The sequence below is a fragment of the Propioniciclava sp. LT294 genome (assembly GCF_059516005.1).
On record NZ_JCAKNG010000003.1, the window covers coordinates 174,130 to 198,197 of the forward strand.

General features: G+C 70.6%; 19 protein-coding genes. 11 read left to right on the forward strand and 8 right to left on the reverse strand.

What is annotated here, in order from left to right; translation table 11 throughout:
* Nucleotides 1-51: 51 nt before the first annotated feature.
* From pknB to AC5YDA_RS05715, 4 genes are all read left to right on the forward strand, one after another.
* Nucleotides 52-1,905 carry a Stk1 family PASTA domain-containing Ser/Thr kinase gene (gene pknB / locus AC5YDA_RS05700; RefSeq protein WP_496190049.1) on the forward strand — a complete coding sequence of 618 codons (1,854 nt, stop codon included), beginning with the start codon at nucleotides 52-54 and terminating at the stop codon, nucleotides 1,903-1,905.
* A gap of 70 nt (nucleotides 1,906-1,975) precedes the next feature.
* A complete protein-coding gene (locus tag AC5YDA_RS05705) occupies nucleotides 1,976-2,281 on the forward strand; it encodes a cell division protein CrgA (protein WP_496190050.1) in 306 nt (101 codons plus the stop codon).
* 26 nt (nucleotides 2,282-2,307) lie between these two features.
* Nucleotides 2,308-3,066 (forward strand): DUF881 domain-containing protein, encoded by a 759-nt coding sequence (locus AC5YDA_RS05710; protein WP_496190051.1) that lies wholly within the window; start codon nucleotides 2,308-2,310, stop codon nucleotides 3,064-3,066.
* Nucleotides 3,067-3,162: 96 nt separating this feature from the next.
* On the forward strand, nucleotides 3,163-3,810 hold the full coding sequence (locus tag AC5YDA_RS05715; protein WP_496190052.1) for an aminodeoxychorismate/anthranilate synthase component II: 648 nt from the start codon (nucleotides 3,163-3,165) through the stop codon (nucleotides 3,808-3,810).
* Nucleotides 3,811-4,000: 190 nt separating this feature from the next.
* On the opposite strand, the gene lysS is transcribed toward AC5YDA_RS05715, so the two are convergent.
* Nucleotides 4,001-5,467 (reverse strand): lysine--tRNA ligase, encoded by a 1,467-nt coding sequence (lysS, locus tag AC5YDA_RS05720; RefSeq protein ID WP_496190058.1) that lies wholly within the window; start codon nucleotides 5,465-5,467, stop codon nucleotides 4,001-4,003.
* Nucleotides 5,468-5,633: 166 nt separating this feature from the next.
* On the opposite strand from lysS, the gene AC5YDA_RS05725 reads away from it, so the two are divergent.
* Together AC5YDA_RS05725 and AC5YDA_RS05730 are read left to right on the forward strand one after the other, a co-directional pair.
* The gene (locus tag AC5YDA_RS05725; RefSeq protein ID WP_496190053.1) at nucleotides 5,634-6,626 is read left to right on the forward strand and encodes an LCP family protein; all 993 of its coding nucleotides are present in this window, start codon (nucleotides 5,634-5,636) and stop codon (nucleotides 6,624-6,626) included.
* An 89-nt stretch (nucleotides 6,627-6,715) separates the two neighbouring features.
* The gene (locus AC5YDA_RS05730) at nucleotides 6,716-8,092 is read left to right on the forward strand and encodes a glucose-6-phosphate dehydrogenase (RefSeq protein WP_496190054.1); all 1,377 of its coding nucleotides are present in this window, start codon (nucleotides 6,716-6,718) and stop codon (nucleotides 8,090-8,092) included.
* Nucleotides 8,093-8,114: 22 nt separating this feature from the next.
* On the opposite strand, the gene AC5YDA_RS05735 is transcribed toward AC5YDA_RS05730, so the two are convergent.
* From AC5YDA_RS05735 to AC5YDA_RS05745, 3 genes are all read right to left on the reverse strand, one after another.
* The gene (locus AC5YDA_RS05735; protein ID WP_496190055.1) at nucleotides 8,115-9,014 is read right to left on the reverse strand and encodes a sugar ABC transporter permease; all 900 of its coding nucleotides are present in this window, start codon (nucleotides 9,012-9,014) and stop codon (nucleotides 8,115-8,117) included.
* Entirely contained in the window at nucleotides 9,014-10,621 is a 1,608-nt protein-coding gene (locus AC5YDA_RS05740; RefSeq protein ID WP_496190056.1) for an ABC transporter permease subunit, read from the reverse strand. The genes AC5YDA_RS05735 and AC5YDA_RS05740 overlap by 1 nt, the downstream gene beginning before the upstream one ends.
* A 137-nt stretch (nucleotides 10,622-10,758) precedes the next feature.
* The gene (locus AC5YDA_RS05745) at nucleotides 10,759-12,000 is read right to left on the reverse strand and encodes a sugar ABC transporter substrate-binding protein (RefSeq protein ID WP_496192860.1); all 1,242 of its coding nucleotides are present in this window, start codon (nucleotides 11,998-12,000) and stop codon (nucleotides 10,759-10,761) included.
* A gap of 255 nt (nucleotides 12,001-12,255) precedes the next feature.
* Between AC5YDA_RS05745 and AC5YDA_RS05750 the strand changes: the two genes are divergently transcribed.
* Entirely contained in the window at nucleotides 12,256-13,251 is a 996-nt protein-coding gene (locus AC5YDA_RS05750) for a LacI family DNA-binding transcriptional regulator (protein ID WP_496192861.1), read from the forward strand.
* Here the strand turns inward: AC5YDA_RS05750 and AC5YDA_RS05755 are convergent.
* The 3 genes from AC5YDA_RS05755 to AC5YDA_RS05765 are packed head-to-tail and all read right to left on the reverse strand — an operon-like array spanning nucleotide 13,217 to nucleotide 16,206.
* Complete coding sequence (locus AC5YDA_RS05755; protein ID WP_496192862.1) at nucleotides 13,217-13,720, reverse strand: methylated-DNA--[protein]-cysteine S-methyltransferase; 504 nt, start codon at nucleotides 13,718-13,720, stop codon at nucleotides 13,217-13,219. The two genes, AC5YDA_RS05750 and AC5YDA_RS05755, sit on opposite strands and share 35 nt — an antisense overlap.
* The gene (locus AC5YDA_RS05760) at nucleotides 13,717-15,201 is read right to left on the reverse strand and encodes an AlkA N-terminal domain-containing protein (protein ID WP_496192863.1); all 1,485 of its coding nucleotides are present in this window, start codon (nucleotides 15,199-15,201) and stop codon (nucleotides 13,717-13,719) included. The genes AC5YDA_RS05755 and AC5YDA_RS05760 overlap by 4 nt, the downstream gene beginning before the upstream one ends.
* Before the next feature lie 60 nt (nucleotides 15,202-15,261).
* Nucleotides 15,262-16,206 carry a diacylglycerol/lipid kinase family protein gene (locus AC5YDA_RS05765; protein WP_496192864.1) on the reverse strand — a complete coding sequence of 315 codons (945 nt, stop codon included), beginning with the start codon at nucleotides 16,204-16,206 and terminating at the stop codon, nucleotides 15,262-15,264.
* Between the two features lie 118 nt (nucleotides 16,207-16,324).
* On the opposite strand from AC5YDA_RS05765, the gene AC5YDA_RS05770 reads away from it, so the two are divergent.
* The 4 genes from AC5YDA_RS05770 to AC5YDA_RS05785 all read left to right on the forward strand — a co-directional run bounded on the left by AC5YDA_RS05770 (nucleotide 16,325) and on the right by AC5YDA_RS05785 (nucleotide 21,787).
* Entirely contained in the window at nucleotides 16,325-17,314 is a 990-nt protein-coding gene (locus AC5YDA_RS05770; protein ID WP_496192865.1) for an AEC family transporter, read from the forward strand.
* An 89-nt stretch (nucleotides 17,315-17,403) separates the two neighbouring features.
* Nucleotides 17,404-18,042: a TetR/AcrR family transcriptional regulator gene (locus tag AC5YDA_RS05775; RefSeq protein ID WP_496192866.1), complete on the forward strand. Its 639-nt coding sequence runs from the start codon at nucleotides 17,404-17,406 to the stop codon at nucleotides 18,040-18,042.
* On the forward strand, nucleotides 18,042-19,775 hold the full coding sequence (locus AC5YDA_RS05780) for an ABC transporter ATP-binding protein (RefSeq protein ID WP_496192867.1): 1,734 nt from the start codon (nucleotides 18,042-18,044) through the stop codon (nucleotides 19,773-19,775). Before AC5YDA_RS05775 ends, AC5YDA_RS05780 begins: the two co-directional genes overlap by 1 nt.
* Nucleotides 19,772-21,787 carry an ABC transporter ATP-binding protein gene (locus tag AC5YDA_RS05785; protein WP_496192868.1) on the forward strand — a complete coding sequence of 672 codons (2,016 nt, stop codon included), beginning with the start codon at nucleotides 19,772-19,774 and terminating at the stop codon, nucleotides 21,785-21,787. Before AC5YDA_RS05780 ends, AC5YDA_RS05785 begins: the two co-directional genes overlap by 4 nt.
* A 31-nt stretch (nucleotides 21,788-21,818) precedes the next feature.
* Here AC5YDA_RS05785 and AC5YDA_RS05790 read toward each other — a convergent pair whose 3' ends face one another.
* On the reverse strand, nucleotides 21,819-24,032 hold the full coding sequence (locus AC5YDA_RS05790) for a glycoside hydrolase family 3 C-terminal domain-containing protein (protein ID WP_496192869.1): 2,214 nt from the start codon (nucleotides 24,030-24,032) through the stop codon (nucleotides 21,819-21,821).
* Nucleotides 24,033-24,068: the final 36 nt, after the last annotated feature.

Below are 24,068 nucleotides of genomic sequence, written 5' to 3' on the forward strand. Positions count from 1 at the left end.
GCGCAGGATTCGGGTTCCCCAGAACCGGGCCGGCACACCAGGGAGGGCAACATGAACGACCAACCCAGGATTCTGGGTGGCCGCTACGAGATCGGCCGCGTCATCGGCCGAGGGGGAATGGCCCTCGTCAGCAAGGCTCGTGACCTGCGCCTCGGCCGGGACGTCGCCGTCAAGGAGCTGCGCATCGACCTGGCCAGCGACCCGACGTTCCAGGCGCGCTTCCGGCGGGAGGCCCAAGCGGCTGCCGGACTGAACCACCCGAACATCGTGTCCGTCTACGACACCGGCGAGGAGATCGACCCCCAGTCGGAGACCGCCGTCCCCTTCATCGTCATGGAACTCGTCGAGGGCCGGACGCTGCGCGACATCCTGCGCGACGGCCGCAAGATCCTGCCCCAGCGGGCGCTGGAGTTCACCGCCGGCGTCCTGGAGGCGCTGGCCTACAGCCACAAGGCCGGCATCATCCACCGCGACATCAAGCCGGCCAACGTGATGATGACCTCGACCGGGATGGTCAAGGTGATGGACTTCGGCATCGCCCGCGCCGTCGCCGACACGTCGTCCACCATGACCCAGACCGCCGCGGTGATCGGCACCGCCCAGTACCTGTCCCCCGAGCAGGCACGCGGCGAGACCGTGGACACCCGCTCCGACATCTACTCCACCGGCTGCCTGATGTACGAGCTGCTGGTCGGCAAGCCACCGTTCCAGGGCGACTCGCCGGTCTCGGTGGCGTACCAGCACGTCCGTGAGCACCCCGTGCCGCCGTCGCAGGTCGACCCCGAGATCACGGCGCCCATGGACGCCGTCGTTCTCAAGGCCCTCGCCAAGGACCCCGACGACCGCTACGCCACCGCCGGTGAGATGCGCGATGACGTCAACCGCATCCTGGGCGGGCAGCGCGTGAACGCGACGCTCCCCCCACCCGTGCCCCCGCTGGTGGCCCTGCCCCCGGCTTCCGCTGCCGCGGCGACCGCCGTGCTCCCCACCGGCACGGCTGCGACCACCCCCACCGAGGTGACGGCCGACCAGACCCTGGGCGGTGCGGGCACGATGGCCGGCGCCGGAACGGCGACCATGGCCCCGGTCACGCACCAGAAGCAGACCAGGGCCGGCCTGGGGTGGACCCTCGCCGTCGTGGCCCTGCTGCTGATCGGCCTGGTCGCCGCCTGGCAGCTGATGCTCCGCAACCGGGAGCCCGAGGTCAAGCAGGTGGTGATCCCCGCCACGCTGATCAACGCGACCGAGGCCCAGGCTGTGGCACTCCTCCAGGAGGCCAACCTCAAGCCACGGATCACCTCCGAGGAGACCCAGGACGCCACGTCCATCGGCCGGGTCCTGCGCACCGACCCCCTCCCGGGCACGACGGTGAACGAGGGCAGCGAGGTCCTGCTCGTCCTGAACGCGGGCCCGAAGATGGTCACCGTCCCGAGCGGGTTGCTGGGGATGAAGCAGGAGGATGCCCTGAAGGTCCTCACCGCGGCCGGGCTCACCGGGCGGGCGGTCGAGGCCAACGACGAGGACAAGGACACCGTCCAGGGAACCGTCATCAAGGTCACCCCGGACCAAGGGGAGAAGATCCCGGCGAGCCAGGTGATCACGCTGACGGTGGCGACCGGCAAGAGCCGGCTGCCGTCGATGTTGGGCATGACGCGCGAGCAGGCCGTCGCGGAGGCCGCGAAGTACGGGTTCACGAACCTCACCTTCGAGCCCGCCGACGGCACCTCGGTGCTGCGCACCGACCCGCAGGCGTTGTCGCTGGTCGATCGGACGGCGCGGATCACCGTGTTCCTCGCACCCAAGCCGACCCCCACCCCGGATCCGACGACCGCGCCTCCGGCCTCCCCGTCGCCTGAACCCGAGACCACGCCCCCGGCGTCCCCGATTCCCACGGCGACCCCCTGACCAGACGTTGAACGACACCCGACGGCCGGCGGTTAAGCTGGCCCCGTCCCGAGCAGCAGGAGTGGAAGAAGTGCCGGAATCCAAGAGCCGCAAGCAGGCCGACGTCAAGAAGAAGTCGGCTCGCAAGGCCGCCGTCGCCGAGGAGCGGGCCGAGAGGAACCGCCTCGGGAAGGCGGGCCTCGCCGACAGCCGGGGCTGGGTCGTCCCGACGTTCGTGACCCTGATGCTGGTGGGCGTGCTGTGGCTGGTCGTGTGGTACCTGACCGCCGCGACCAGCGTCTACGTCCCGGGGATGAGCGACATCGGCAACTGGAACCTGCTGATCGCCATGGTCGCCATGGGTGCCTCCTTCGGCGTGGCAACGCTCTGGAAGTAGGCTCCGGCCACTGATGGACACCACCCATGGACACCGCTGAGAGGTTGCGCCGGGCCCGGGACAGGGCCCGCGAGACGCGGGGACCGCTCAGGGTGGCCACCGTGGTGGTGTGCGTGCTCGCAGGCTTCATGATGGCCACGAGCGCCCTGGCGTCGCGGGGCAACGACCTCCGCCCCGCGCGCACGACCGAGCTCGCTGCGCTCGTGCAGGCGGAGGCCGACCGTGCCGACCAGCTCGCCCGTACCGCCGCGAAACTCCGGGCCGAGGTGGACGCCCTCACCCGCGAGCGCACCACTGAAGGGGGCGGGCCCGCGGCGTCCGACCTGACGGCGGCGGCCGAGCGGGCCGACTCGAGCGCGGTGACCGGCCCTGCCCTGACGGTCGTGCTGACCGACGCACCGGCGTCCGTCCAGCCGGCGGGCGTCGATGCCGACCTGCTGGTCGTGCACCAGCAGGACATCCAGGCCGTCGTGAACGCCCTGTGGGAGGGCGGCGCCGAGGCGATGACGATCCAGGGGCAGCGAGTGTCGTCCCGCACGGGCATCAAGTGCGTGGGCAACACCGTCGTGCTGCACGGCGTCCCGTACGCGCCGCCGTACCGGATCACCGCGATCGGTGACGTCCCCCGGCTGGAGCAGAGCCTGCGCACGAACGAGTACCTCCGCCTGTACCGCCAGTACGTGGACGCCTATCGCCTCGGCTACGAGGTGTCCCGCCGGGCGCGGGTGGAGATGCCGCCCTACGCCGGCCCCGCGGAGTTCACCCACGCGATCGTCCCGCGGTGAGCCGACTCCCGCCTGGATCCCCCCTGTTCGCGTCAGGAGCCGGCGGCGGTTTGGGCGCCGAGAGCCGGCGTTTTCCCGATCGGCGACAATGAGTCCATGACCCGGATCCTCGTCGTCGACAACTACGACTCCTTCGTGTGGAACATCGTCAGCTACCTCGCCCAGATCGGCGCCGAGGTCGACGTGTGGCGCAACGACGACGAGCGGTTCGCGAGCGAGGGTTGGGCGGACGCCTACGACGGCATCCTGATCTCCCCCGGCCCCGGGACTCCGGAGGGCGCGGGCGTGAGCATCCAGGTGGTACGCGAACAGGCCGGCCACGTCCCGATCTTCGGGGTGTGCCTGGGCCTGCAGTCGATCGCCGTGGCCTACGGGGGCGTCGTCGATCGTGCGCCCGAGCTGCTGCACGGCAAGACCTCGATCGTCCACCACGACGGACGCGGCGTGTTCGAGGGCCTGCCCAACCCGTTCACGGCGACCCGGTACCACTCGCTCGCGATCGAGCCGGACACCGTCCCGGATGCACTCGAGGTGTCGGCGACGACGGACTCGGGCGTGATCATGGCCGTCCGGCACCGGACCCTACCCGTCGAGTGCGTCCAGTTCCATCCGGAGTCCGTGCTCACCGAGGGTGGCTACCAGATGCTCGCCAACTGGCTCGCGGCGTGCGGCGACACCGAGGCCCGGGCCCGTGCCGCCGGGCTGGCTCCCCTGATGGCGGTTTCAGCGACGCCTGAGGCCTGACGACACTCAGCTTTGCCACATCGGCGTCGGGTCGGGGAGCCGACACTCAGGTTTGCCACGTCTGAGCACGTGGCAAACCTGCCCAAGTGTGACAAACCGATGCGTGGCGGAACAGTCACCGCAGCCCAAGCCCTCGGCGCGTTCCATGCAGGCCCTCGGCGCGACCCATGCAGGCCCTCGGGGCAGCGGGTCAGGATTGGGGCTTCAGCAGCGGGAAGAGGATCGTCTCGCGGATGCCCCGGTTGGTGAACAACATCACCAGACGGTCCACGCCCATGCCGAGGCCGCCCATCGGCGGAGCCCCGAACTCGAGCGCGTTGAGGAAGTCCTCGTCCAGCTGCATCGCCTCGGGATCTCCCTTGGCCGCCAGCAGTGACTGCTCGGTGAACCGCTCCCGCTGGATGACCGGGTCGATCAGTTCCGAGAAGCCGGTGCCGCGCTCCATGCCGCCGATGACGAGGTCCCACGCCTCGATCAGGCCGGGCTTGGTCCGGTGCGGGCGCGCCAGGGGCTGGGCGATCGCGGGGTAGTCGCAGACGAACGTCGGCTGGAGCAGGGACTTCTCGACGATCTCGCCGAACAGTTCGACGATCAGCTTGTCCGAGCCCCAGGCGGGGTTGTAGTCGACCTCGTGCCGGTCAGCCAGGGAGCGCAGGTGCGCCACGGGGGTCTCGAGGGTGATCTCCTCGCCGGCCGCGTCCGAGAGCCCGTCGAGGACGGGCAGCCAGCGCCACTCACCGTCGAGGTCGATGACGCCGGCCTCGGTCTCGATCTGACGGGAGCCCACGGCGTCCGCCGCGTCCAGGATGACCTGCTTCTGCACGGCGGCGATGCCGGACTGGTCCGTCCAGGCCTGGTAGGCCTCGAGCATCGTGAACTCGGCGCTGTGCGTGGAGTCGATGCCCTCGTTGCGGAAGATCCGGCCCATCTCGTAGACCTTGTCGGTACCGCCGACCATGGCGCGCTTGAGGTAGAGCTCCAGCGCGATGCGCATCGTCATGTCGATGTCGAACGCGTTCAGGTGCGTCGCGAACGGACGCGCCGCGGCACCACCGTGGATGAGCTGCAGGGTCGGCGTCTCGACCTCGATGAAGCCCAGCCGGTGGAGCGTCTCGCGGATGCTGCGCGTGATCGCCGCGCGCGTCCGGACCATCGCGCGTGCCTCGTCGCGCACCACCATGTCGGCGTAGCGCTGGCGGACGCGGGCCTCCTCGGAGAGGTCCTTGTGCAGGGTCGGCATCGGACGCAACGCCTTGGACGCCAGCGTCCAGTCCGTCGCCATGATCGACAGCTCACCGCGCTTGGACGCGATGACGCGACCCGTCACGGACACGAAGTCACCGAGGTCCGTGTCGGCCTTCCAGGCGTCCAGGGAGTCCTGGCCGACCTCGGCCAGGCTCAGCATCACCTGGAGGCGCTCACCGTCGGCGTCCTGGCCGAACTGGTCGGCCAGCGTGGCGAAGCACAGCTTCCCGGTGTTGCGCTGGAACATGATGCGTCCGGCGACGCTGACGACGACGTCGGTCTCCTCGCCGGCGGCCAGGTGGCCCCACTCCGCGCGGACCGCACTCAGCGAGTGCGTGCGCGGCACCTCGACGGGGTACGGCTGACGCCCCTCGGCCAGCAGTCGCTCGCGCTTGGCCAGGCGCACCTGCACCTGCTCGGAGACGGACGGCTGGGGCGCGGCGGACGCCGCAGGCTGCTGGGAATCACTCACCCGGACACCCTATCGAGAACCGTCCCGCTCCCCCGAGTCGGTTGCCGCGAGGCGGGACCTTCGGCGTCCGCCCCGGACCGGGTGACGGACGACCTACGCTGGCAGCGTGTCGATCACCCGCCGCACAGCATTGTCCGGGGCCCTCGGCCTCAGCGCATGGGTCCTGGTGGGGTGCGCGAACGAGGGTCCGCCTTCCCCGTCCCTCAGCGCACCCGCCCCACCGCCTGCGCCCACTCCCGCCGAACGCACGCCCACCGCGACGCCGTCCCCCACCCCGGTGGACCCGCTCCCGCCGGGGCCGTTCAACGCCCTCCTGCTGGGCACGGACACATGGGAGGACCCGGCCCGGGGGCGCCCCGACCTCATCATGCTCGCGCAGCTCTCCGCGGACCGCTCCCACTTGGCGCTCGTCTCGGTCCCCCGCGACTCGTGGGTGCCGATCGACGGCAGGTCCGAGGGCAAGATCAACTCCGGCTACGGCGGTGACGTGGAGAAGCTGACGCGGACGGTCTCGGCCCTGCTCGGGGGCCTGCCCATCCACGCCACGGCACTCACCGGGTTCGCCGGGTACGACGCCGTCATTCGGTCGCTCGGCCCGTTCACCGTCCAGAACACCATCGCCTCGACGTTCGTCGACCCGAACAACGGCCGCGTCTCGCACTTCCCCGCGGGTCCGATCAGCCTGTCCCCCGAGGACTGGCTCGTCTACGCCCGGCAGCGCAAGGAGCTCCCCCGCGGTGACCTCGACCGAACCGCGCGCCATCGCGCGATCATGCTCGGTGCCGGACGCCGCCTGCGCGACCTCGCCGCGTCCGACCCCGCCGGGCTTCTCGGGGTGGCCCGGGCCCTGGCCCAGCACGTCCGGTTCACCGGGGCCCTCTCCCCGGAGGCGGCCGTGGCGCTCGCACCCCTGGCCGCGCGGCTCGACGTCGACTCCACGACGAGCCTCATGGTCCCCGTGGCGGGATTCGGCAGCCGGGGTGGCCAGTCGGTCACCCTCGTCGACCGGGCCAAGTCAGCCCAGTTGGCCGCGGCGCTGGCGTCCGGGGACGTCCGCGCGTACGCCGCCCAGTACGCCGGCGACCCGTGGCGGCGCTGAGGCCCGAGGATCCGCGGTGGTCGACCCCTCCGCCGTTCCGAGCACCCGACTAGGGTTTGACTGCACGCACGACGACCAAGGAGCCCTGCATGTCCGAGACACCTGCGACCCTCGTCATCCTCGGAGCTTCCGGCGACCTGACGCACCGGCTGCTCCTGCCCGGTCTGGGCACGCTCCTGCGCGCCCGGCCCGACATCGATGTGCGCCTGGTCGGGGCCGCGTACGACCGGCTGACCGACGAGCAGTGGCGCGAGCGTGTCAAGGACGCCCTCGCCCAGGGTGGCTGCAAGAACGCCCAGGCGGAGCGCATGGCGTCCGAGACGACGTTCCACCAGCTCGACGTGACCAGCGCGGCCGAGATGCGCGCCTTCCTGTCCGAGCTCGAGGAGGAGGGGCGTCCGATCGTCCTGTACTTCGCGCTGCCGCCGGCGATCAGCCAGAAGGCGTGCCAGGCCCTGTCGACGTTCGAGCTGCCGGCCGGGTTGCGCCTGGCCATCGAGAAGCCCTTCGGCTCCAGCCTCGAGTCGGCACGCGCGTTCAACGCGCAGCTGACCACCTTGGTCCCCGAGGAGCGGATCTTCCGCGTCGACCACTACCTGGGCAAGGCGACGGTCCTCAACCTGCTCGGCCTGCGTTTCGGCAACCGCATCTTCGAGCCGGTGTGGAACGCCGAGAACATCGAACGGGTCGAGGTCATCACCGACGAGCACCTCGCCCTCGAGGGCCGCGCGGGCTATTACGACACGGCCGGCGCGCTGAAGGACATGATCCAGTCCCACCTGATGCTGGTCATGGCCATGTTCGCGATGGAAGAGCCCTCCACGATCGACGCCCTGGAACTGCGTGACCTGATCGTCCACACCCTGCGTGCCACGCGGCTGTGGGAGGGCGAGGGTGAGGTGGCGTCCCGCCGGGCGCGCTACACCGCCGGCTCGGTCGACGGACGCGAGGTGCCCGACTACGTCGCCGAGGAGGGCGTCGACGCCAGCCGCGAGACGGAGACGCTGGCCGAGCTGACCCTGCAGATCTGCAACGCCCGTTGGGCCGGGGTCCCGTTCCGGCTCCGCAGCGGCAAGGCGCTCGGGGACGGGTTCCGCGGCATCGTGGTCAAGTTCAAGCCGCTCGCCTACCAGCCGAAGGGCTTCCGCAACCTCTCCTCCCCCAACCTCCTGGTCATCGGCATCGCCCCGGAGACCATCTCCCTGTCGATCTCGACCAATGCGGAGGGCAACCGGTGGGACTTCGAGCAGACCACGCTGTCCGCGCAGCTCTCGGAGTCCCCCGTCCGGCCCTACGGCGAGATCCTGGACGGCATCCTGACCGGCGACCCCCTGCTGTCCGTGCGCGGCGACATCGCCGAGGAGTGCTGGCGCATCCTCACCCCGGTGTTCGAGTCGTGGTCGGACGGCACGGTTCCGCTGGACGAGTACCCCGCCGGGTCCTACGGCCCGACGAAGTGGAACTGACGGCTGCGACGGACCCGCCCCGTCAGCCCTTCACGCCACCGGCCGTGAGGCCGGCGACGATGTACTTCTGCAGGTACATGAACAGCAGGATGATCGGGATGGCGGCGATCACGGCTGCCGCCGCGAACAGCGACCAGGGCGCGTTGCGCTCGTCGGAGGCCCACACGTACAGGCCGACGGCCAGGGTGTAGTTCTCGGGACGGGCCAGGACGAGCTTGGCGAGGATGAACTCGCCGTAGGTGCTGACGAACGAGAGCAGGCCCACCACGGCGAGGATCGGCGTCACCAGCCGCATGATGATGCCCCAGAAGATCTGGGCGTGGGTGGCGCCGTCGATCTTGGCCGCCTCGTCCAGCTCCGCCGGGATCGTGTTGAAGAAGCCGTACATCAGGAACGTGTTCGCACCCAGCGCCCCGCCCAGGTACACGGCGATGAGGCCGAACAGCGACTCCAGGCCGAGGAAGGGGTAGATCTCCCGCAGCGTCAGGAGCAGCAGGAAGATGGCGACGAACGCGAGCATCTGCGGGAACATCTGGACGATCAGCAACGCGGTCAGGCCGCCGCGGCGTCCCTTGAACCGGAACCGGCTGAACGCGTACGCCGCGGACGCCCCCATCAGGACCGTGCCGACGGCCGTGGCCGTCGAGACGATGAAGGAGTGCAGCATCCAGTTGGGGAACCGCGTGTCCGTGAACAGCCTCACGTAGTTGGTGAGGGAGACCTTCGAGAACAGCTGGTTCGAGCCGGTCAGGGTGCCGCCCGGGTTCAGCGAGGCGGACAGGATGTAGAGGATCGGGAACAGGCAGAACGCGATCACGAGCAGGGCCAGGAAGTGCTTCCAGCCGACCTCGGCCCACCACCGGACGCCGCGGACCCGCGGCTTGTTGGCGTTCTCGAGCTTCATCTTCGTCTGCGTGGTCATCACATGATCTCCTCGAGCTTGCGGGTCTGGCGGAAGCCGAGCCACGAGAGGAAGCCGACGATCAGGAAGATCAGGATCGACATCGCGCTCGCCAGGCCGTACTGCTTGACACCCGACTCGAACGCCACGGCGTACACCATGGAGATCAGGATGTCCGTCTCACCGATCAGCACTGGCGCGCCGGGGTAGTTGGGCCCGCCGCCGGTGAGCATGTAGATCAGGGAGAAGTTGTTGAAGTTGAACGCGAAGGACGCGATCAGCAGCGGCGCCACCGACACCATCAGCAGCGGCAGCGTGATCGACCAGAACCGGCGGATCGGGCCCGCGCCGTCCATCACGGCGGCCTCGGTCAGTTCACCCGGGATCGACTGCAGGGCCCCGGTGCAGATCAGGAACATGTAGGGGAAGCCCAGCCAGAGGTTCACCATGAGGATCGAGAGCTTCGCCATCGTGCCGTCGGTGAGCCACTCGACCGGTATCCCGCCCAGCAGGGTCTGGTTGATGATGCCGAAGTCCTTGTTGAGCATGCCCTTCCAGACCAGCGCCGCCAGGAAGCCCGGGAACGCGTACGGAAGGATGAACAACGCCCGGTAGAGGGTCCTCCCCTTCACCCGCTCGTCGTTGAAGACCACGGCCAGGAAGAGGCCGAGCGCGAAGGTGGTCAGCACCGACGCGATCGCGAACACGAAGGTCCACACCAGGATGGACAGGAACGGGCCCGAGAGGCGGCTGTCGGTGAACATCTTCGTGAAGTTCTCCGTGCCGACGAACACGCGCCAGCCGGGGGTGAGCTGCGAGCCGTCCTCGGCGACGAAGACGCCCTGCCGGGGATCGGCCCTGTACACCTTGCCCCCGGTGTCGGTGAAGGTGTCTGCGCCCCTGTCGTAGGCGAGCGCCGACTTGGCGGTGTAGGCCATGGCGCCGTTGTCGGTGCGCAGCCAGCCGTCGGTCGGGTCGTCGGTGACGTTGACCCGCAGCGCGAGCACGTCCGCCTGACGACCGCGGATCTCGGCGGGCTGCAGCACGGTCGCGCCGGGCACCTCGGTGACGCGCGTGCCCTGCACGACGGCGCCCGGGGCGTCGGCCAGCGGATCGGTGGCGGTGCCGACCTTGGCCCGGCCGTCCACGACCACGGCGAAGCCCAGCTCACCGTTGCGGTCGATGATGGTGACCGGCAGGGTCGGTGTCCCCTCGACGCGGCGGTCGGAGGTCCGCAGGATCTGGGTGATCGCCGGTTCCTTGGTGTCGTTGTGGCCGTCGCCGTAGTTCGTGAAGGCGACGTAGGCCGTCGAGCCCATCACGTAGACCTGGTACACCAGCAGGAACGCCAGACCGGGCATCAGGTACTTGACCGGGATCGCCCGCCGGGAGAAGTAGACGTAGTCGGCCACCACCAGCGTGGCCGCCAGGAACGCGAGGATGAACCACTCGCGCTGCGCCCAGGACGCCATGATGCCGTACAGGCCGAAGGCGTTGACCAGGGCCATGAGGACGAGCTTCACGTAGAAGCCGGGGCGCGTGAAGTCGCGCGCGTGCGACAGCCCCGTCGAGGGCTTCTGGGGAGGGACCGTCGGCTTCGTGCCGGGGGCCTGCAGCTGCGTGCTCAAGGGGTGACCCCTTCTGGTCGCTTCGTTGCGCGGGGTGTCGTCGGTTCGGGGCGCGGACCGAAGAGGGGTTGCGCGGGGCGAGCCGCCCCGCGCAACCCCGGTTGTCGGTGACGGACTGGGTGTCCGTCAGGGGAGGATCAGAACTTCGACTTGATGTTCTCGTTCATCCGCTTCCAGGCAGCGACCGGGTCAGCGGCCTTGCCGCTGATGATGGAGACCTCGGTCGAGCCCCAGAAGGCCCACACCTCGGCCATCTCCGGGATGGCCGGCATCGGCTGGCCGTCCTTGCCCGCCTCGGCGAAGCCGGCGAGGATCTTGTCGTCGATGCCTGCGGCGGCCTTGGTCGAGGCCGGGGTACGACCGCCGAGCTCGAAGAGCTTGGCCTGGGCGTCGTCGGAGGCGACGTAGTCGAGGAACTGGTTCGCGAGCAGCGCGTTCTGGGACTTCGCCGAGAGGTAGACGCCCTGGACGCCGAGGAACGGAGCCGACGGCTTGCCACCGGCCGAGGGAACGGGGAGCACGGAGATGTCCATGCCGGCCTTCGTCCACTCCGCGGTGTTCCACGGGCCGGTGATCATGTACGGGCTCTTGCCGTCGGTGAAGGCCTGCTTGGCCTGGTCGCCACCGATGGAGGCGTTCAGGACGCCCTCGCCGGCCAGCTTCTTCAGGTAGGTCGCGAAGGCCTCACCCTCGGCGCCCGCCATGCCCAGCTCGTTCGAGTACTCGCCGGCGGCGTCGGACTTGAAGACCGGGGCGCCGAAGGAGGTCTGGAGCGGGTAGAGGTGGTAGGCGTCGCCGTTCTCACCCTGCTGGATCAGGACGGGGAACTCCTTGCCGGTGCCCTTGGCCTGCTTGACCAGGTCGTCGAAGGTCGCCGGGGTGTCCTTCACGATCGCGTTGTTGCGGACGAGCGCGATGTTCTCGATGGCGTAGGGGACGCCGTACAGCTGGCCACCGTTCATGAAGGCCGCCTTCGCGACGTCGGAGAGGCCGTCGACCTTGTCACCGAGCTCGACCGGCGCGATGACGCCGTTCTTGACGAGGTCACCCGTCCAGTCGTGCGCGCCGACGATCAGGTCGGGGCCCTGGCCGGTCGGGGCCTGGGAGATGAAGTCGGTCTTGACGTCGGCCGTCGGCTTCTGGACGACGTCCAGGGTCACACCGGACTCCTTCTTGAACTCGGCGCCGAGCTCCTTGAAGGCGTCGACGCGGGTCTCGTCGGTCCAGATGGTCAGGGTGCCGGCGTCGGCGGGGGCCGCGGCGGCGGTGGTGGCGGCGGCGCTGGACGGAGCGGCGGCCGGGGTCGAGCCGGTGCCACCACAGGCGGCCAGGCTGAGTGCCACGCCAGCGGCCAGCACCGAGACGATGCTCTTGCGCATTGGTTTCTCCTTCATGAGGCGGCTCCCGTGCCTGCCCCTCGGTTGACACCCACGGTAGCCCACCTCTCTGCAAGTTTCATAGCCACTTACGTAACGAATTCATGAAGTCGCGTGACATTTACGGGGCCGTGCGCCACAGTTGTCACCGAGAGAGGCCGCGCGACTTGGTTATTTGTACCAATGACCAGCTTGCAAAAGTTCTGCAAGTCTTGCAGTACGCTGGCCACCTTCCGACGCTGGAGGGGGAGGAGAACCATGACCACCAAGGCACGCCTGGCCGATCTGGCCGAAGCGGCGGGGGTCTCGACGGCGACGGTGTCGCGCGTCCTGAACGGCAAGCCCGGCGTACGCGCCGACACCCGCGACGCGGTCCACGCGGCGGCGGCGGCGCTCGGCTACGTCCTGGAGAAGCCGGGCCAACGGCGTCCGGCCCCCGTGGCGATCATGCTGCCCGAATTGTCCAACCCCTCGTTCGCCGCCTTCGCCGAGATCCTCGACTCGCTGCTGTACTCCGCCGGCGTCCGCACGTTCGTGTGCCCCGCCGGCCCGACCGGCATGAGCGAGGACCAGCACCTGGCCGCGCTGGTCGACACCGAACTGGCCGGCATCGTGTCGGTGAGCGGCATCCCGGCCAACAACACCCTGTCGCTGGAGCCCTACCAGAAGGTGATCAGGCACGGCATCCCCGTGGTGTTCATCAACGCGCCGACGACCGAGTTGGCCGCGGGCTTCTACTCGTGCTCGGACGCCGAGGCCGTGGCGGCGTCGGTCGCCCACCTCCGCACCCTCGGGCACACGCGCATCGGCCTGGCCGTGGGCAACGAGCGCTTCACACCGGCCCGCCGCAAGGTCGCTGCGTTCGAGGCACTCGGCTTCGGCCCCGAGAGCATCGAGATGACCACGTTCACCGCGGAGGGCGGCCAGGTCGCGGCCGGACGGCTCATCGAGTCGGGCCACACCGCCGTCGTCTGCGGCTCGGACCTGATGGCCCTCGGCGTGATCCGGGAGGCACGGGGGCGCGGCCTGTCCGTCCCCGAGGATCTGTCGGTGGTCGGTTTCGACGATTCCCCGCTGATGGCGTTCACCGATCCCGGCCTGACGACCGTCCGCCAGCCCGTCCGGCCGATCGCCGAGGCGGCCGTCTCGGCGCTGCTGCGCGCGATCAGCGACGGCACTGCGCCCGATCCGACCGAGGTGATGTTCCACCCCGACCTGATCATTCGCCGGTCGACCGGCCCGTCTCCGGCCTGAGGCTCCGCTCGAAGGCCAGGAGCCAGCGCTTGCGATCGATGCCACCGGCGTACCCGGTCAGCGACCCCGCCGCCCCGACGAGTCGATGACAGGGCACGATGATGCTGATCGGGTTGCGCCCCGTCGCCGCCCCGACCGCACGGGACGCCCCGGGCCTGCCCAGGTCTGCGGCCACCTCGCCGTACGTGCGCGTCTCCCCCGTCGGGATCGCGGCCAGCGCGTCCCACACGGCGTGCTGGAACGGCGTGCCCCGCGGGGCCAGCTCGACGTCGAAGTCGGTGCGTCGGCCGGCGAAGTACTCCCCCACCTGGGCGACAGCCTCCGGCGCGATGGTGTCGTCACGCTCACCGAGCGCCTCCGGCCCGGGGAAGTGCTTCTGGCCGTCGGTGTACAGCGCGCACAGGACACCCTCGTCGTCGACCACCAGGGTCAGGGGGCCGATGGGCGAGTCGATGATGCGGTGCTTCATGGATTCTCCTGCGGGACATGGTTGATCGGGTGGTCGAGGACGGCCCACAGGTGCTGCGTCGCGTACGCCCGCCAGGGACGCCAGCGTCGCGACGCCGCCTCGAGGTCGGTGATGCCCAACCGCTCCGCGGCCCTGAGGACGCCGAGGTCGCGGCCCGGGAACGCGTCCGGTTCACCCAGGGACCGCATGGCGACGATCTCCACGGTCCATGGGCCGACCCCGGGCAGCCGGCCCAGTGCCGCGCGGGCCTCGCCGCGGTCGGCTCCGGGCGACAGGTCCACCTGACCGGACGCCAGCGCGCGGGCCAGCGTCGTGAGCGTCGCGCGGCGGGTCGCCGGCCCCGCGAACGCCTCCGGCCCGAGGTCCACGAGCGCCGCGGGCGGCGGGAACAGGTGCGTCAGGCCCCCCGCCGGGTCGTCGATCCGGACGCCGTGGGCACGGACGAGGCGGGCGCCATGGGTTCGCGCCGCGCTCGTGGACACCTGCTGGCCGAGGACGGCGCGGATCGCGAACTCGTCGGGATCGACCGTGCGCGGGACCCGCCGGCCGGGAGCCCGGGCGACCAGGGGCGCGAGCCTCGGATCATCGGCCAGGGCGCCGTCCACCGCGACCGGGTCGGAGTCCAGGTCGAGCAGGCGCCGGCACCGGGCGATCGCCGGGGTCAGGTCACGCAGGTCCGTCAGGCGCAGCGTGGCGGCGATGTGGTCGGCCCGGGGGACGAGTTCGGCGATGCCGTGACCGTGGGGCAGGCGCATCGTCCGCCGGTAGGCGCCGCCCCGCCACTCCTCCACGCCGGGGATCGCCGTGGCGGCGAGGTGGCCGAACACGTTCGAGGGGTCGAACGGCCGCCGGAATGCGAGGCGGAGGGAGATCTCCTGCAGCGGACCACCACCGGCCCCGCGGGCGGGGGCCGCCCCCCGGGGACCGCCCGCGCGGAGCCGCGACGGCGTCATCGCGAAGGTCTGGGCGATCGTGTCGTTGAACGAGCGGATCGAGGAGAACCCGGCGGCGAACGCGACCTCCGTGACCGGGAGCGCGGTGGTGACGAGCAGGATCCGGGCGGTGTGGGCGCGCTGCGCCCGGGCCAACGCGATCGGCCCGGCGCCCAGTTCGGCCAGGGTGAGGCGCTGCACCTGCCGCGCGGAGTAGCCCAACCGCGAGGCGAGTCCGTCGACGCCCTCGCGGTCGACGACACCGTCCCCGATCAGTCGCATCGCGCGCGCGGTCACGTCCGCACGGCCGTCCCACTCGGGCGAGCCGGGGACGGCGTCCGGCCGGCAGCGCTTGCAGGCCCGGAAGCCGGCGGCCTGCGCGGCCGCTGCGCTGGGGTGGAACGTCATGCGGTGGGGCGCCGGCGTCCGGGCGGGGCAGGAGGGGCGGCAGTAGATGCCGGTGCTGGACACCCCCGTGAAGAAGCTGCCGTCGAACCGCGCGTCGCGGCTCGCGACGGCGGCGAGGCAGGTCTCCCGGTCAGGCACCATGCGTCCATCGTGACGGACGCCGCGGGCGCGGTCTAGCAGGAATACGACATGGCAGCGCGCTCAGTGCCAACCTTCGTCGGGCCCGGCGACCCGCACGGGCAGGGCCACGGAGTGGACCTCGCACCTCATCGTGCGGACGGGACCGACGGCATCCCCGTCGAGTTCTCCCTCGATGGGGTGGTCGACCCGCACCTCGACCCCCCTCGCCTGGACGCGCTCCATGGCCGGGTGGCCGAACCGGTGCCGGGTCGCGAGGTCGGCCAGCACGGCACCCCAGCCGAGCAGTCCGCGGGGGGCCACGACCAGGGCATCGAGCAGGCCGTCGTCGACCCGGGCGTCCGGCATGAGTTGGGCGCCGGCGGTGAGCTCCCCACAGTTCCCCACCATGACGCTGCGGGCGTGCTGGCTCCGGACACGCCGACCGTCAGCGGACACGTTGACCCGGAACCCCTTCCCGGCCAGGGGCTTCACGGCGGAGAGGACGTAGGCCAACCAGCCGACCTTCTTCTTGACGTCCTCGTCGACGTTGGCCATGACCTCGGCGTCCAGCCCCACCCCGGCCGCCACGAGGAACACGTCGACGTCGCCCTCGTCGAACGAGACGTGTCCCACATCGATGCAGCGGGTGTGGCCCGTCAGGGCGATGCGGAGCGCGGCGTCCAGTTCCAGCGGGAGTCCGAGGTTGCGGGCGAGGAGGTTGCCGGTCCCGGCGGGAAGCAGGCCGAGCGGGATCTCGGCGAGGTCGTCGGGTGGCCGCTCCTCGAGGAGGCCCTGCGCGACCGAGCGGACGGTGCCGTCACCGCCCAGCGAGCAGACGATGGTCGCCCCCTCCCGAACGGCTTGGATCGCCTGGCTGACGCCGGGATCCTCGGCCGTGGTCTCGTACCAGGCGGGCGCCGGCCAGCCCTCCTCGCCGGCGATGGCCGCCACGCGGCGCTTCACTTCGTCGAGGTCGTCGAACTTGGCCGGGTTGACGACGATCGCGACCTTGCCGGGCTGACTCATGGCGCGAGCCTAGTGGCACCCATCCCGATACCGGGGCAACCGGCAGCACCAAGTGGCCCCGCGGCGCGCCCGCGGATAGCGTCGCGAGGGCGGCGAACGCCGCACGTTGGTGTGCGCCGTGCACACCGGGAGGGGGTGGGGCGCGATGGTGGACGTCCTTTCAGCGACGGTCCCGATCTTCCTGGTGGTGGGTGTCGGCTTCCTGTGCACCCGGTTCGGGATGTTCCAGCGCGCCGACATGGCCATCCTCAACCGGTTCGTCGTGAAGATCGCCCTGCCGCTGCTCGTGTTCGTCAACGTCTTCGGGCGCAGCTTCACCGAGATCTTCAACCCCGCCTACCTGTTGACGTATGCCGTGGCGGCCCTCGCGATGTTCGGCCTCGCCCACGCCTGGGTGGCCGTCCGCAGGGCGCCGGCCGTCCGGGCCCCCTACCTGAGCATGGCGATGGGCGGCACCAACAACGGCTTCATCGGGATGGCGATCTTCCTCATCGCCCTTCCCGACGTGGCCGGCGTCGCCGTGGGCATGGACATGATCGTCGACAACGTCCTCATCATCCCGTTGGTGTTGTTCCTGGCGGAGAGAGCCGCGCACACCGGCACCGACTCGACCGCCCTGCGCACCCTCGGCCGCTCACTGCGGTCGGTCCTCAGCCAGCCGATGGTGCTCGCGATCATCGCCGCCCTGGTCCTGAACGGGCTGGGCGTGACGCTGCCGGAGGCACTGGACCGGTCCGTCCGACTCCTCGCCCAGGCCTCCTCTGGCGTTGCCCTGTTCGCGATCGGCGGGCTGCTCGTCGGGTTGAGGATCGGCGGCCTGCTCAGCGAGGTGGCGTTCTCGCTCGTCGGCAAGCTGCTGGCGATGCCGGCCCTCGCGTGGGGACTGGTGCTCACGTTCGAGGCCATCGGGCTGCCGCCGATGTCGACCGACCTCAAGGCCGCGGCGGTCATCACCGCGGCACTGCCCACGTTCTCCATCGTGCCCGCCTTCGCCGCCCGCCACGGCGAGGAGGACTGGGCCACGGTGTCCACGATGGGCGGCACGGTCGTGTCGTTCGTCACGATCAGCCTGTGGATGGGACTGCTCAAACTCGCCGGCTGGCTCTGAGCCCGACCCCGCCTACCCGGGGAGGAGAGCTCCGGCCGTCGACGCACCGCACTTGTGAGTGAGTGCTCACTCACTTATTCTGGATCGACGTGAGCAGAGCACGCCCCATGCCGCCCGACGAGCGCCGCAGCGCCCTGATCGAGGCCACGATCCCCCTGTTGCTGGAGCACGGCTCCGGCGTCTCCACGCGGCAGATCGCCGAGGCGGCCGGCGTCGCCGAGGGCACGATCTTCCGCGTCTTCGACTCCAAGGAGGACATCCTCCACGCCTGCGCCACCCAGGTGTTGAGCCGCGACGGGCTCGCCGACGGCCTCGCCACCCTGCCGCCCGACGCCGACCTGGCGACCACCGTGGCGCACATCGGCCGGGCACTGTCCGTCCGCATCAACGACGTCCGGACCGTCATCGCGCTCCTGCACGAACAGGGATCCGGCCGGTTCTCCTTCCACGGCCACGCCCACGAGCGGCCCGGCGGTCCGGTGGGGCCCGAGGCGTCCAGCACCTGCCGGCGCCCGGATCCCCGCGCCCTGCACGAGGCCGTGGTCGAGACCGTGGCGTCCGCCCTGGCCCCCCACGCGGACGCATTGCGCACCACCCCACGCGTGGCCGCCACCGCCCTCATCGCCCTGACCTTCGGGGCGGGACACACGTTCGCCGGCGACCCGGCGCTCACCGACGGCGAGGCCTTGGCCGACCTCATCCTCCACGGAATCCAGAAGGACGCCTGATGCTCCTCCGCACCCTGCGCGAGTACCTGAAGCCCTACTGGGGCCACATCACCCTCGTCATCCTCCTGCAGTTGGCGGCGACCGCCGCCAGCCTCCACCTCCCCACCCTGAACGCCCGGATCATCGACGAGGGCGTCGCCAAGGGCGACACCGCCACGATCTGGCACCTCGGCGCGATCATGCTCGGCGTCTCGCTCGTCCAGATCAGCGGCCAGGTCTCGGCCATCTACTTCGGCGCCCGCACCGCGATGGGCTTCGGGCGCGACCTGCGCGCGGCGATCTTCGGGCGCGTGCTGTCGTTCTCGACCCGTGAGGTGAACAACTTCGGGGCGCCGTCCCTGATCACCCGCACCACCAACGACGTGCAGCAGGTCCAGACGCTCGTCATGATGACGGCCTTCATGATCGTCCAGGCGCCCATCATGATGGTCGGCGGCATCTTCATGGCCCTGCGCGAGGACGTCGGCCTGTCCTGGCTGATCGCCGTCGCCGTGGTCGTGATGGGCACCATCATCACCGCGATCCTGCTCCAGGCGCTGCCGCTGTTCCGGCAGATGCAGAGCCGCATCGACACCCTCAACCGGGTGCTGCGCGAGCAGATCTCCGGCCTGCGCGTCATCCGCGCCTTCGTGCGCGAGCCCTACGAGAGCGTCCGCTTCAACGACGCCAACCGCGAGCTGACCACCACCTCCCTGCGCGTCGGGCGCCGCATGCTCACGTTCTTCCCCGTGGTCCAGTTGGTGATGGCCGCGTCGTCGGTGGGCGTCATGTGGTTCGGCGGCCTCCGCGTGGACGCCGGCGAGATGCAGATCGGCCAGCTCACGGCGTTCCTGCAGTACCTCACCATGATCCTGATGAGCGTGATGATGTCGACGATGATGCTGATGATCGCGCCGCGCGCCCAGGTGTGCGCCGTGCGCATCCAGGAGTTGCTGCAGACGCGCTCCTCCGTGGTTCCGCCGGCCAATCCCGTCACCGAGACCACCGCCCGGGGCGAGGTCCGCTTCGAGGACGTCTCCTTCGCCTACCCCGGCGCCGAGGAGCCGGTCCTGGAGGGCATCACCTTCACCGCCACACCGGGCCGCACGCTCGCCTTCATCGGGTCGACCGGCTCGGGCAAGTCGACGCTGGTCAGTCTGATCCCGCGCCTGTTCGACGCGACCGGTGGGCGCGTGCTCGTCGACGGCGTCGACGTCCGGGATCTCGATCCCGAGGTGCTGTGGGGATCCATCGGGCTGGTGCCGCAACGTCCGTACCTCTTCACCGGGACCGTGGCGTCCAACCTGCGCTACGGCAAGCCGGACGCCACCGACGAGGAGCTGTGGCACGCCCTGGAGGTGGCGCAGGCGCGCGCCTTCGTGGAGCGCATGCCCGGCCAACTGGACGCCGCGATCGCCCAGGGGGGCACCAACGTCTCCGGTGGCCAGCGCCAGCGGCTCTCGATCGCGCGTGCCCTGGTGGCCAGGCCGGACGTCTACATCTTCGACGACTCGTTCTCCGCGCTCGACGTCGCCACGGACGCCCGCCTCCGGGCCGCCCTGGCCGGTGAGACGCGGGACGCCGCCGTCATCATCGTCGGCCAGCGCGTGGCGACCATCGCCGGCGCCGACCAGATCATCGTCCTCGACGAGGGACGCATCGAGGCGATGGGGACCCACGAGCACCTGCTCGTCACCAGCCCGACCTACGCCGAGATCGTCGAGTCCCAGTTCCAGGCCGAGGAGGCAGCATGAGCTCGAACCCCCCGATGGCCGCCGAGCGGAGCGTTTCGAAGGCGCCCCACAGGGTCACCGACGCTCCCGAGCGTCCCAAGCACGGACCGCAGGTGCGCGGCCATGGCCCGATGGCCAGCGGCCCCACCGAGAAGGCGATCAACTTCGGCCCGTCCCTGCGCCGCCTGCTCACCATGCTGCGCCCGGAGCGCCCGCTGATCCTGGTGGTGGTCGCCCTGACCGCCGTCTCGGTGGGGGCGAACGTGATCCAGCCGAAGATCCTCGGCGAGATGACGAACCTGTTGTTCTCCGGCCTGCTCGGCAAGAGGCTGCCGACGGGCGCTTCGCTGGAGCAGGTCGTGGCCGGGCTGCGCGCCCGCGGCGAGAACACCTTCGCCGACATGCTGACGGGCATGCGGGTCACTCCGGGCGTGGGGGTCGACTGGGAGGCGGTGGCGCGGGTCGGCACCGTGGCGCTCACGCTCGCCGTCATCGGCGGCGTCCTGATGTGGGCCTCGGGGTGGCTCCTCAACAACGTCGTGCAACGGTCGGTGTACCGGATGCGCGAGCAGGTGCAGGCCAAGCTCGACCGCCTGCCGCTGAGCCACTTCGACCGCCAGCCGCGCGGCGAGCTGCTGTCCCGCGTCACGAACGACATCGACAACATCGCGACGTCCCTGCAACAGACCCTGTCGCAGCTGCTGAGCAACCTGCTGACGCTCGTCGGCGTGCTGTTCATGATGTTCTGGGTCTCCCCGGTGCTGGCGATCATCGCGATCGTCGCGGTGCCGGTCTCGATGGGCGCCGCCATGACGATCGGCAAGCGGTCCCAGGGCCGGTTCGCCGCGATGTGGAAGTCCACCGGCGACCTGAACGCCCAGATCGAGGAGGCCTACACCGGCCACGCGCTGGTCAAGGTGTTCAACCGCTCCCGGGAGGTGCAGGCCGACTTCGCCCGCGACAACACCAAGCTCTACGAGGCGGCGTTCGGCGCCCAGTTCATCTCCGGCCTGATGATGCCGGTGATGTTCTTCATCGGGAACCTGTCCTACGTCGCCATCGCCGTCGTGGGCGGCCTCCGGGTCGCGTCGGGCCAGATGAGCCTGGGCGACGTGCAGGCGTTCATCCAGTACTCGCGGATGTTCACCCAGCCGATCACCCAGGTCGCCTCCATGGCGAACCTGCTGCAGTCGGGCGTGGCCTCGGCCGAGCGCGTCTTCCAGGTGCTGGACGCCGACGAGCAGGTCCCGGACGCCGCCGGTTCCCTGCCGCAGCCGCTGCGCGGCCGGGTGGCCTTCGAGGACGTGGCCTTCTCCTACTCCCCCGACAAGGCGCTCATCACGGACCTGTCGCTCACCGCCGAACCCGGCTCCACCGTCGCGATCGTGGGACCCACCGGCGCCGGCAAGACGACCCTGGTCAACCTGCTCATGCGGTTCTACGAGTTGGACGGCGGGCGCATCACGCTCGACGGCGTCGACATCGCAGCGGTGCCGCGGGCCGAACTCCGTTCCCGGATCGGCATGGTGCTGCAGGACACCTGGCTGTTCGGCGGGACCATCCGGGACAACATCGCCTATGGTCGCCCGGGCGCCACGCAGGAGGAGATCGTCGCAGCGGCGACCGCCACCTACGTCGATCGCTTCGTGCACACGCTGCCGGACGGCTACGACACGGTGATCGACGAGGAGGGCTCGAACGTGTCGGCCGGCGAGAAGCAGCTGATCACGATCGCGCGCGCCTTCCTGGCCGATCCGTCACTCCTGATCCTGGACGAGGCGACCTCCTCGGTCGACACCCGCACCGAGTTGCTGCTCCAGCGGGCCATGTCCGCGTTGCGCACGGACCGGACCTCGTTCGTCATCGCCCACCGGCTCTCCACGATCCGGGACGCCGACGTGATCCTCGTCATGGAGGAGGGCCGCATCGTCGAGAAGGGGTCGCACGATCAGTTGCTCGCCGCGCGCGGCACCTACCACGCCCTCTACCAGTCGCAGTTCTCCGGGGCTGCCGACGAGGACGCCGCCGCCTGAGGACGCCGCCCGCCGACGTGGGAGCCGCCCCTCAGCCCCCGTGGGTGGTCAGGACGGCGTCCACGTCGGCGGCGGACATCGGGACGCCGGGGAACTTCGCGAAGCGGCGCAGCGGCTGGCCGCCGACGACGGCGAGCACCTCGGGGGGGAGCGTGAACCCGGCCGGGAGGCGCTCCTGCAGGGCCGCCCAGGCCTCCTCGTCCGCCATCCACTCCTCGATCGTGGACTCGGCGTGCAGCGGAACCCGGAGCCCGGGGACGTCCAGGCGCAACTCCCGCACCAGCGGCAGGTGGCGCGAGTGCGGGCCGACCTCGATGGTGAACAGCCCGGACTCGATGACCCACCGGCCGTGGACCTCGGACCAGAACGAGAACGCCCGGGAGTCGAGCGGCACGGTGATCGTCCGCGACTCCCCCGGCTCCAGCCGAACCTTGGCATGGCCGCGCAGCTCACGCGGGGGGCGCGGCACGGACGCCGGCGCGTTGCCCACGTACACCTGGACGACCTCGCTCCCCGCCCGGTCGCCTGTGTTGGTGATCGTCACCCGAGCGGCGACCCGGAGGTTCCCGGACGCCGGCGTCCCGAGCACCTCCACCGCCAGGTGGTCGTAGGAGAACGTGGTGTAGCCCAGCCCGTACCCGAACGGGAAGGACACCTCCCGGTCGGCCGCGTCGAAGCCGCGGTAGCCGACGAAGACGCCCTCGCCATAGGTGACGTGACCGGACTCGCCGGGGAACATCAGCGCCGAAGGGTGGTCGGCGAGCCGGACGGCGAGGGTCTCGGTGAGGCGTCCGGACGGCTCGGCGTCGCCCACGAGGACGTCGGCCAGGGCGAGCGCCCCCGCTTGTCCGCCCAGCCATCCCTCCAGGAGCGCGTCGCACTGGTCGACCCACGGCGCGACCTCGACCGCCGCCCCGTTGGAGAGGACCACCACGATGGGCCTGCCCACCTCGGCCAGTTCGGCCAGCAGGGCGAGCTGCACGTCGGGCAGTCGCAGGTGCGTGCGGTCGACGCCCTCGGTCTCCTCGGCGTCCGGCAGGCCCAGGCACAGCACCACGACATCGGACGCCTCGGCCGCGGCGACGGCCTCGTCGGCGAGCGCGTCGTCGAGGTCACCGGACAGCAGGAAGCCGGGCGCGAACGTGACCTCGCGGTGCGCGGCCAGGGTGTCGACGAGGCGCTCGACGCGCGTCGCGTTCACCCGGGAGGACCCGCCCCCCTGGAAGCGCGGCGTCCGGGCGAACTCGCCGACGAGGGCGACCCTGACACCCGCCCCGAGCGGAAGGACACCGTTGTCGGCCAGCAGCACCATCGACTCGTGTGCCGCCTCCCGGGCCAGCTGGTGATGGGCGGCTGCGTCCACCCCGGAGCCCGAACGCACGGCGTCCGTGGCCCGCTGGGTGAGCGCGAGGACGCGGGCTGCCGCCCGTTCGAGCACCTCGCGGTCCAGCCGGCCCGCCTCGACCGCGGCGACGATGTCGACGTCGGAGTTGCCGAGCTCGTGGGGCATCTCCAGGTCGAGCCCCGCGACCAGGGACGCGACGCGGTCCACGACCGCACCCCAGTCGCTGATCACGACGCCGTCATGGCCCCATTCACCGCGGAGCACGTCGGTGAGCAGCCACGGGTCCTCGGAGACCAGCGTCCCGTTGAGACGGTTGTAGGCGCACATCACGGTCCACGGGTGCGCGGACGTGACGACCTTCTCGAAGGCGGGCAGGTAGATCTCGCGCAGGGCCCGCTCGGTGACCCGGGCGTCGACACGCATCCGGTCGGTCTCCTGGTTGTTGGCCGCGAAGTGCTTCACGCACGCGCCCACCCCTTCGGACTGCAGCCCGTAGACCAGGGCCGACGCCAGCGTCCCGGCCACGTGGGGATCCTCGCTGAAGTACTCGAAGTTGCGTCCGCACAACGGGGAACGCTTGATGTTGATGCCCGGGCCGAGGACGACGTCGACCCCCAGCGCGGCCGCTTCCCGCCCCAGCGCGGCGCCGACCCTCTTCAGCAGCCCCGGGTTCCACGAGGACGCCAACCCGACCGCCGTCGGGAAGCACGTCGCGGGCCGGGACTCCCCGAGGAGGGCCGACTCCTCCACGCGGAGCCCGTGGGGACCGTCCGCCACGCTGACGCGCGGGACGCCGAGCCGTTCCAGCCCGCTGGTGTGCCAGCTGCCGTCGCCACAGACGAGCTTGGCGAGTTCCTCCGTGGTGGCCTGCGAGATCACGTCGTCGACAAGGAAGCCCATGCCTCATCGTCGCACGACGAGGCATCCGGAGGCATG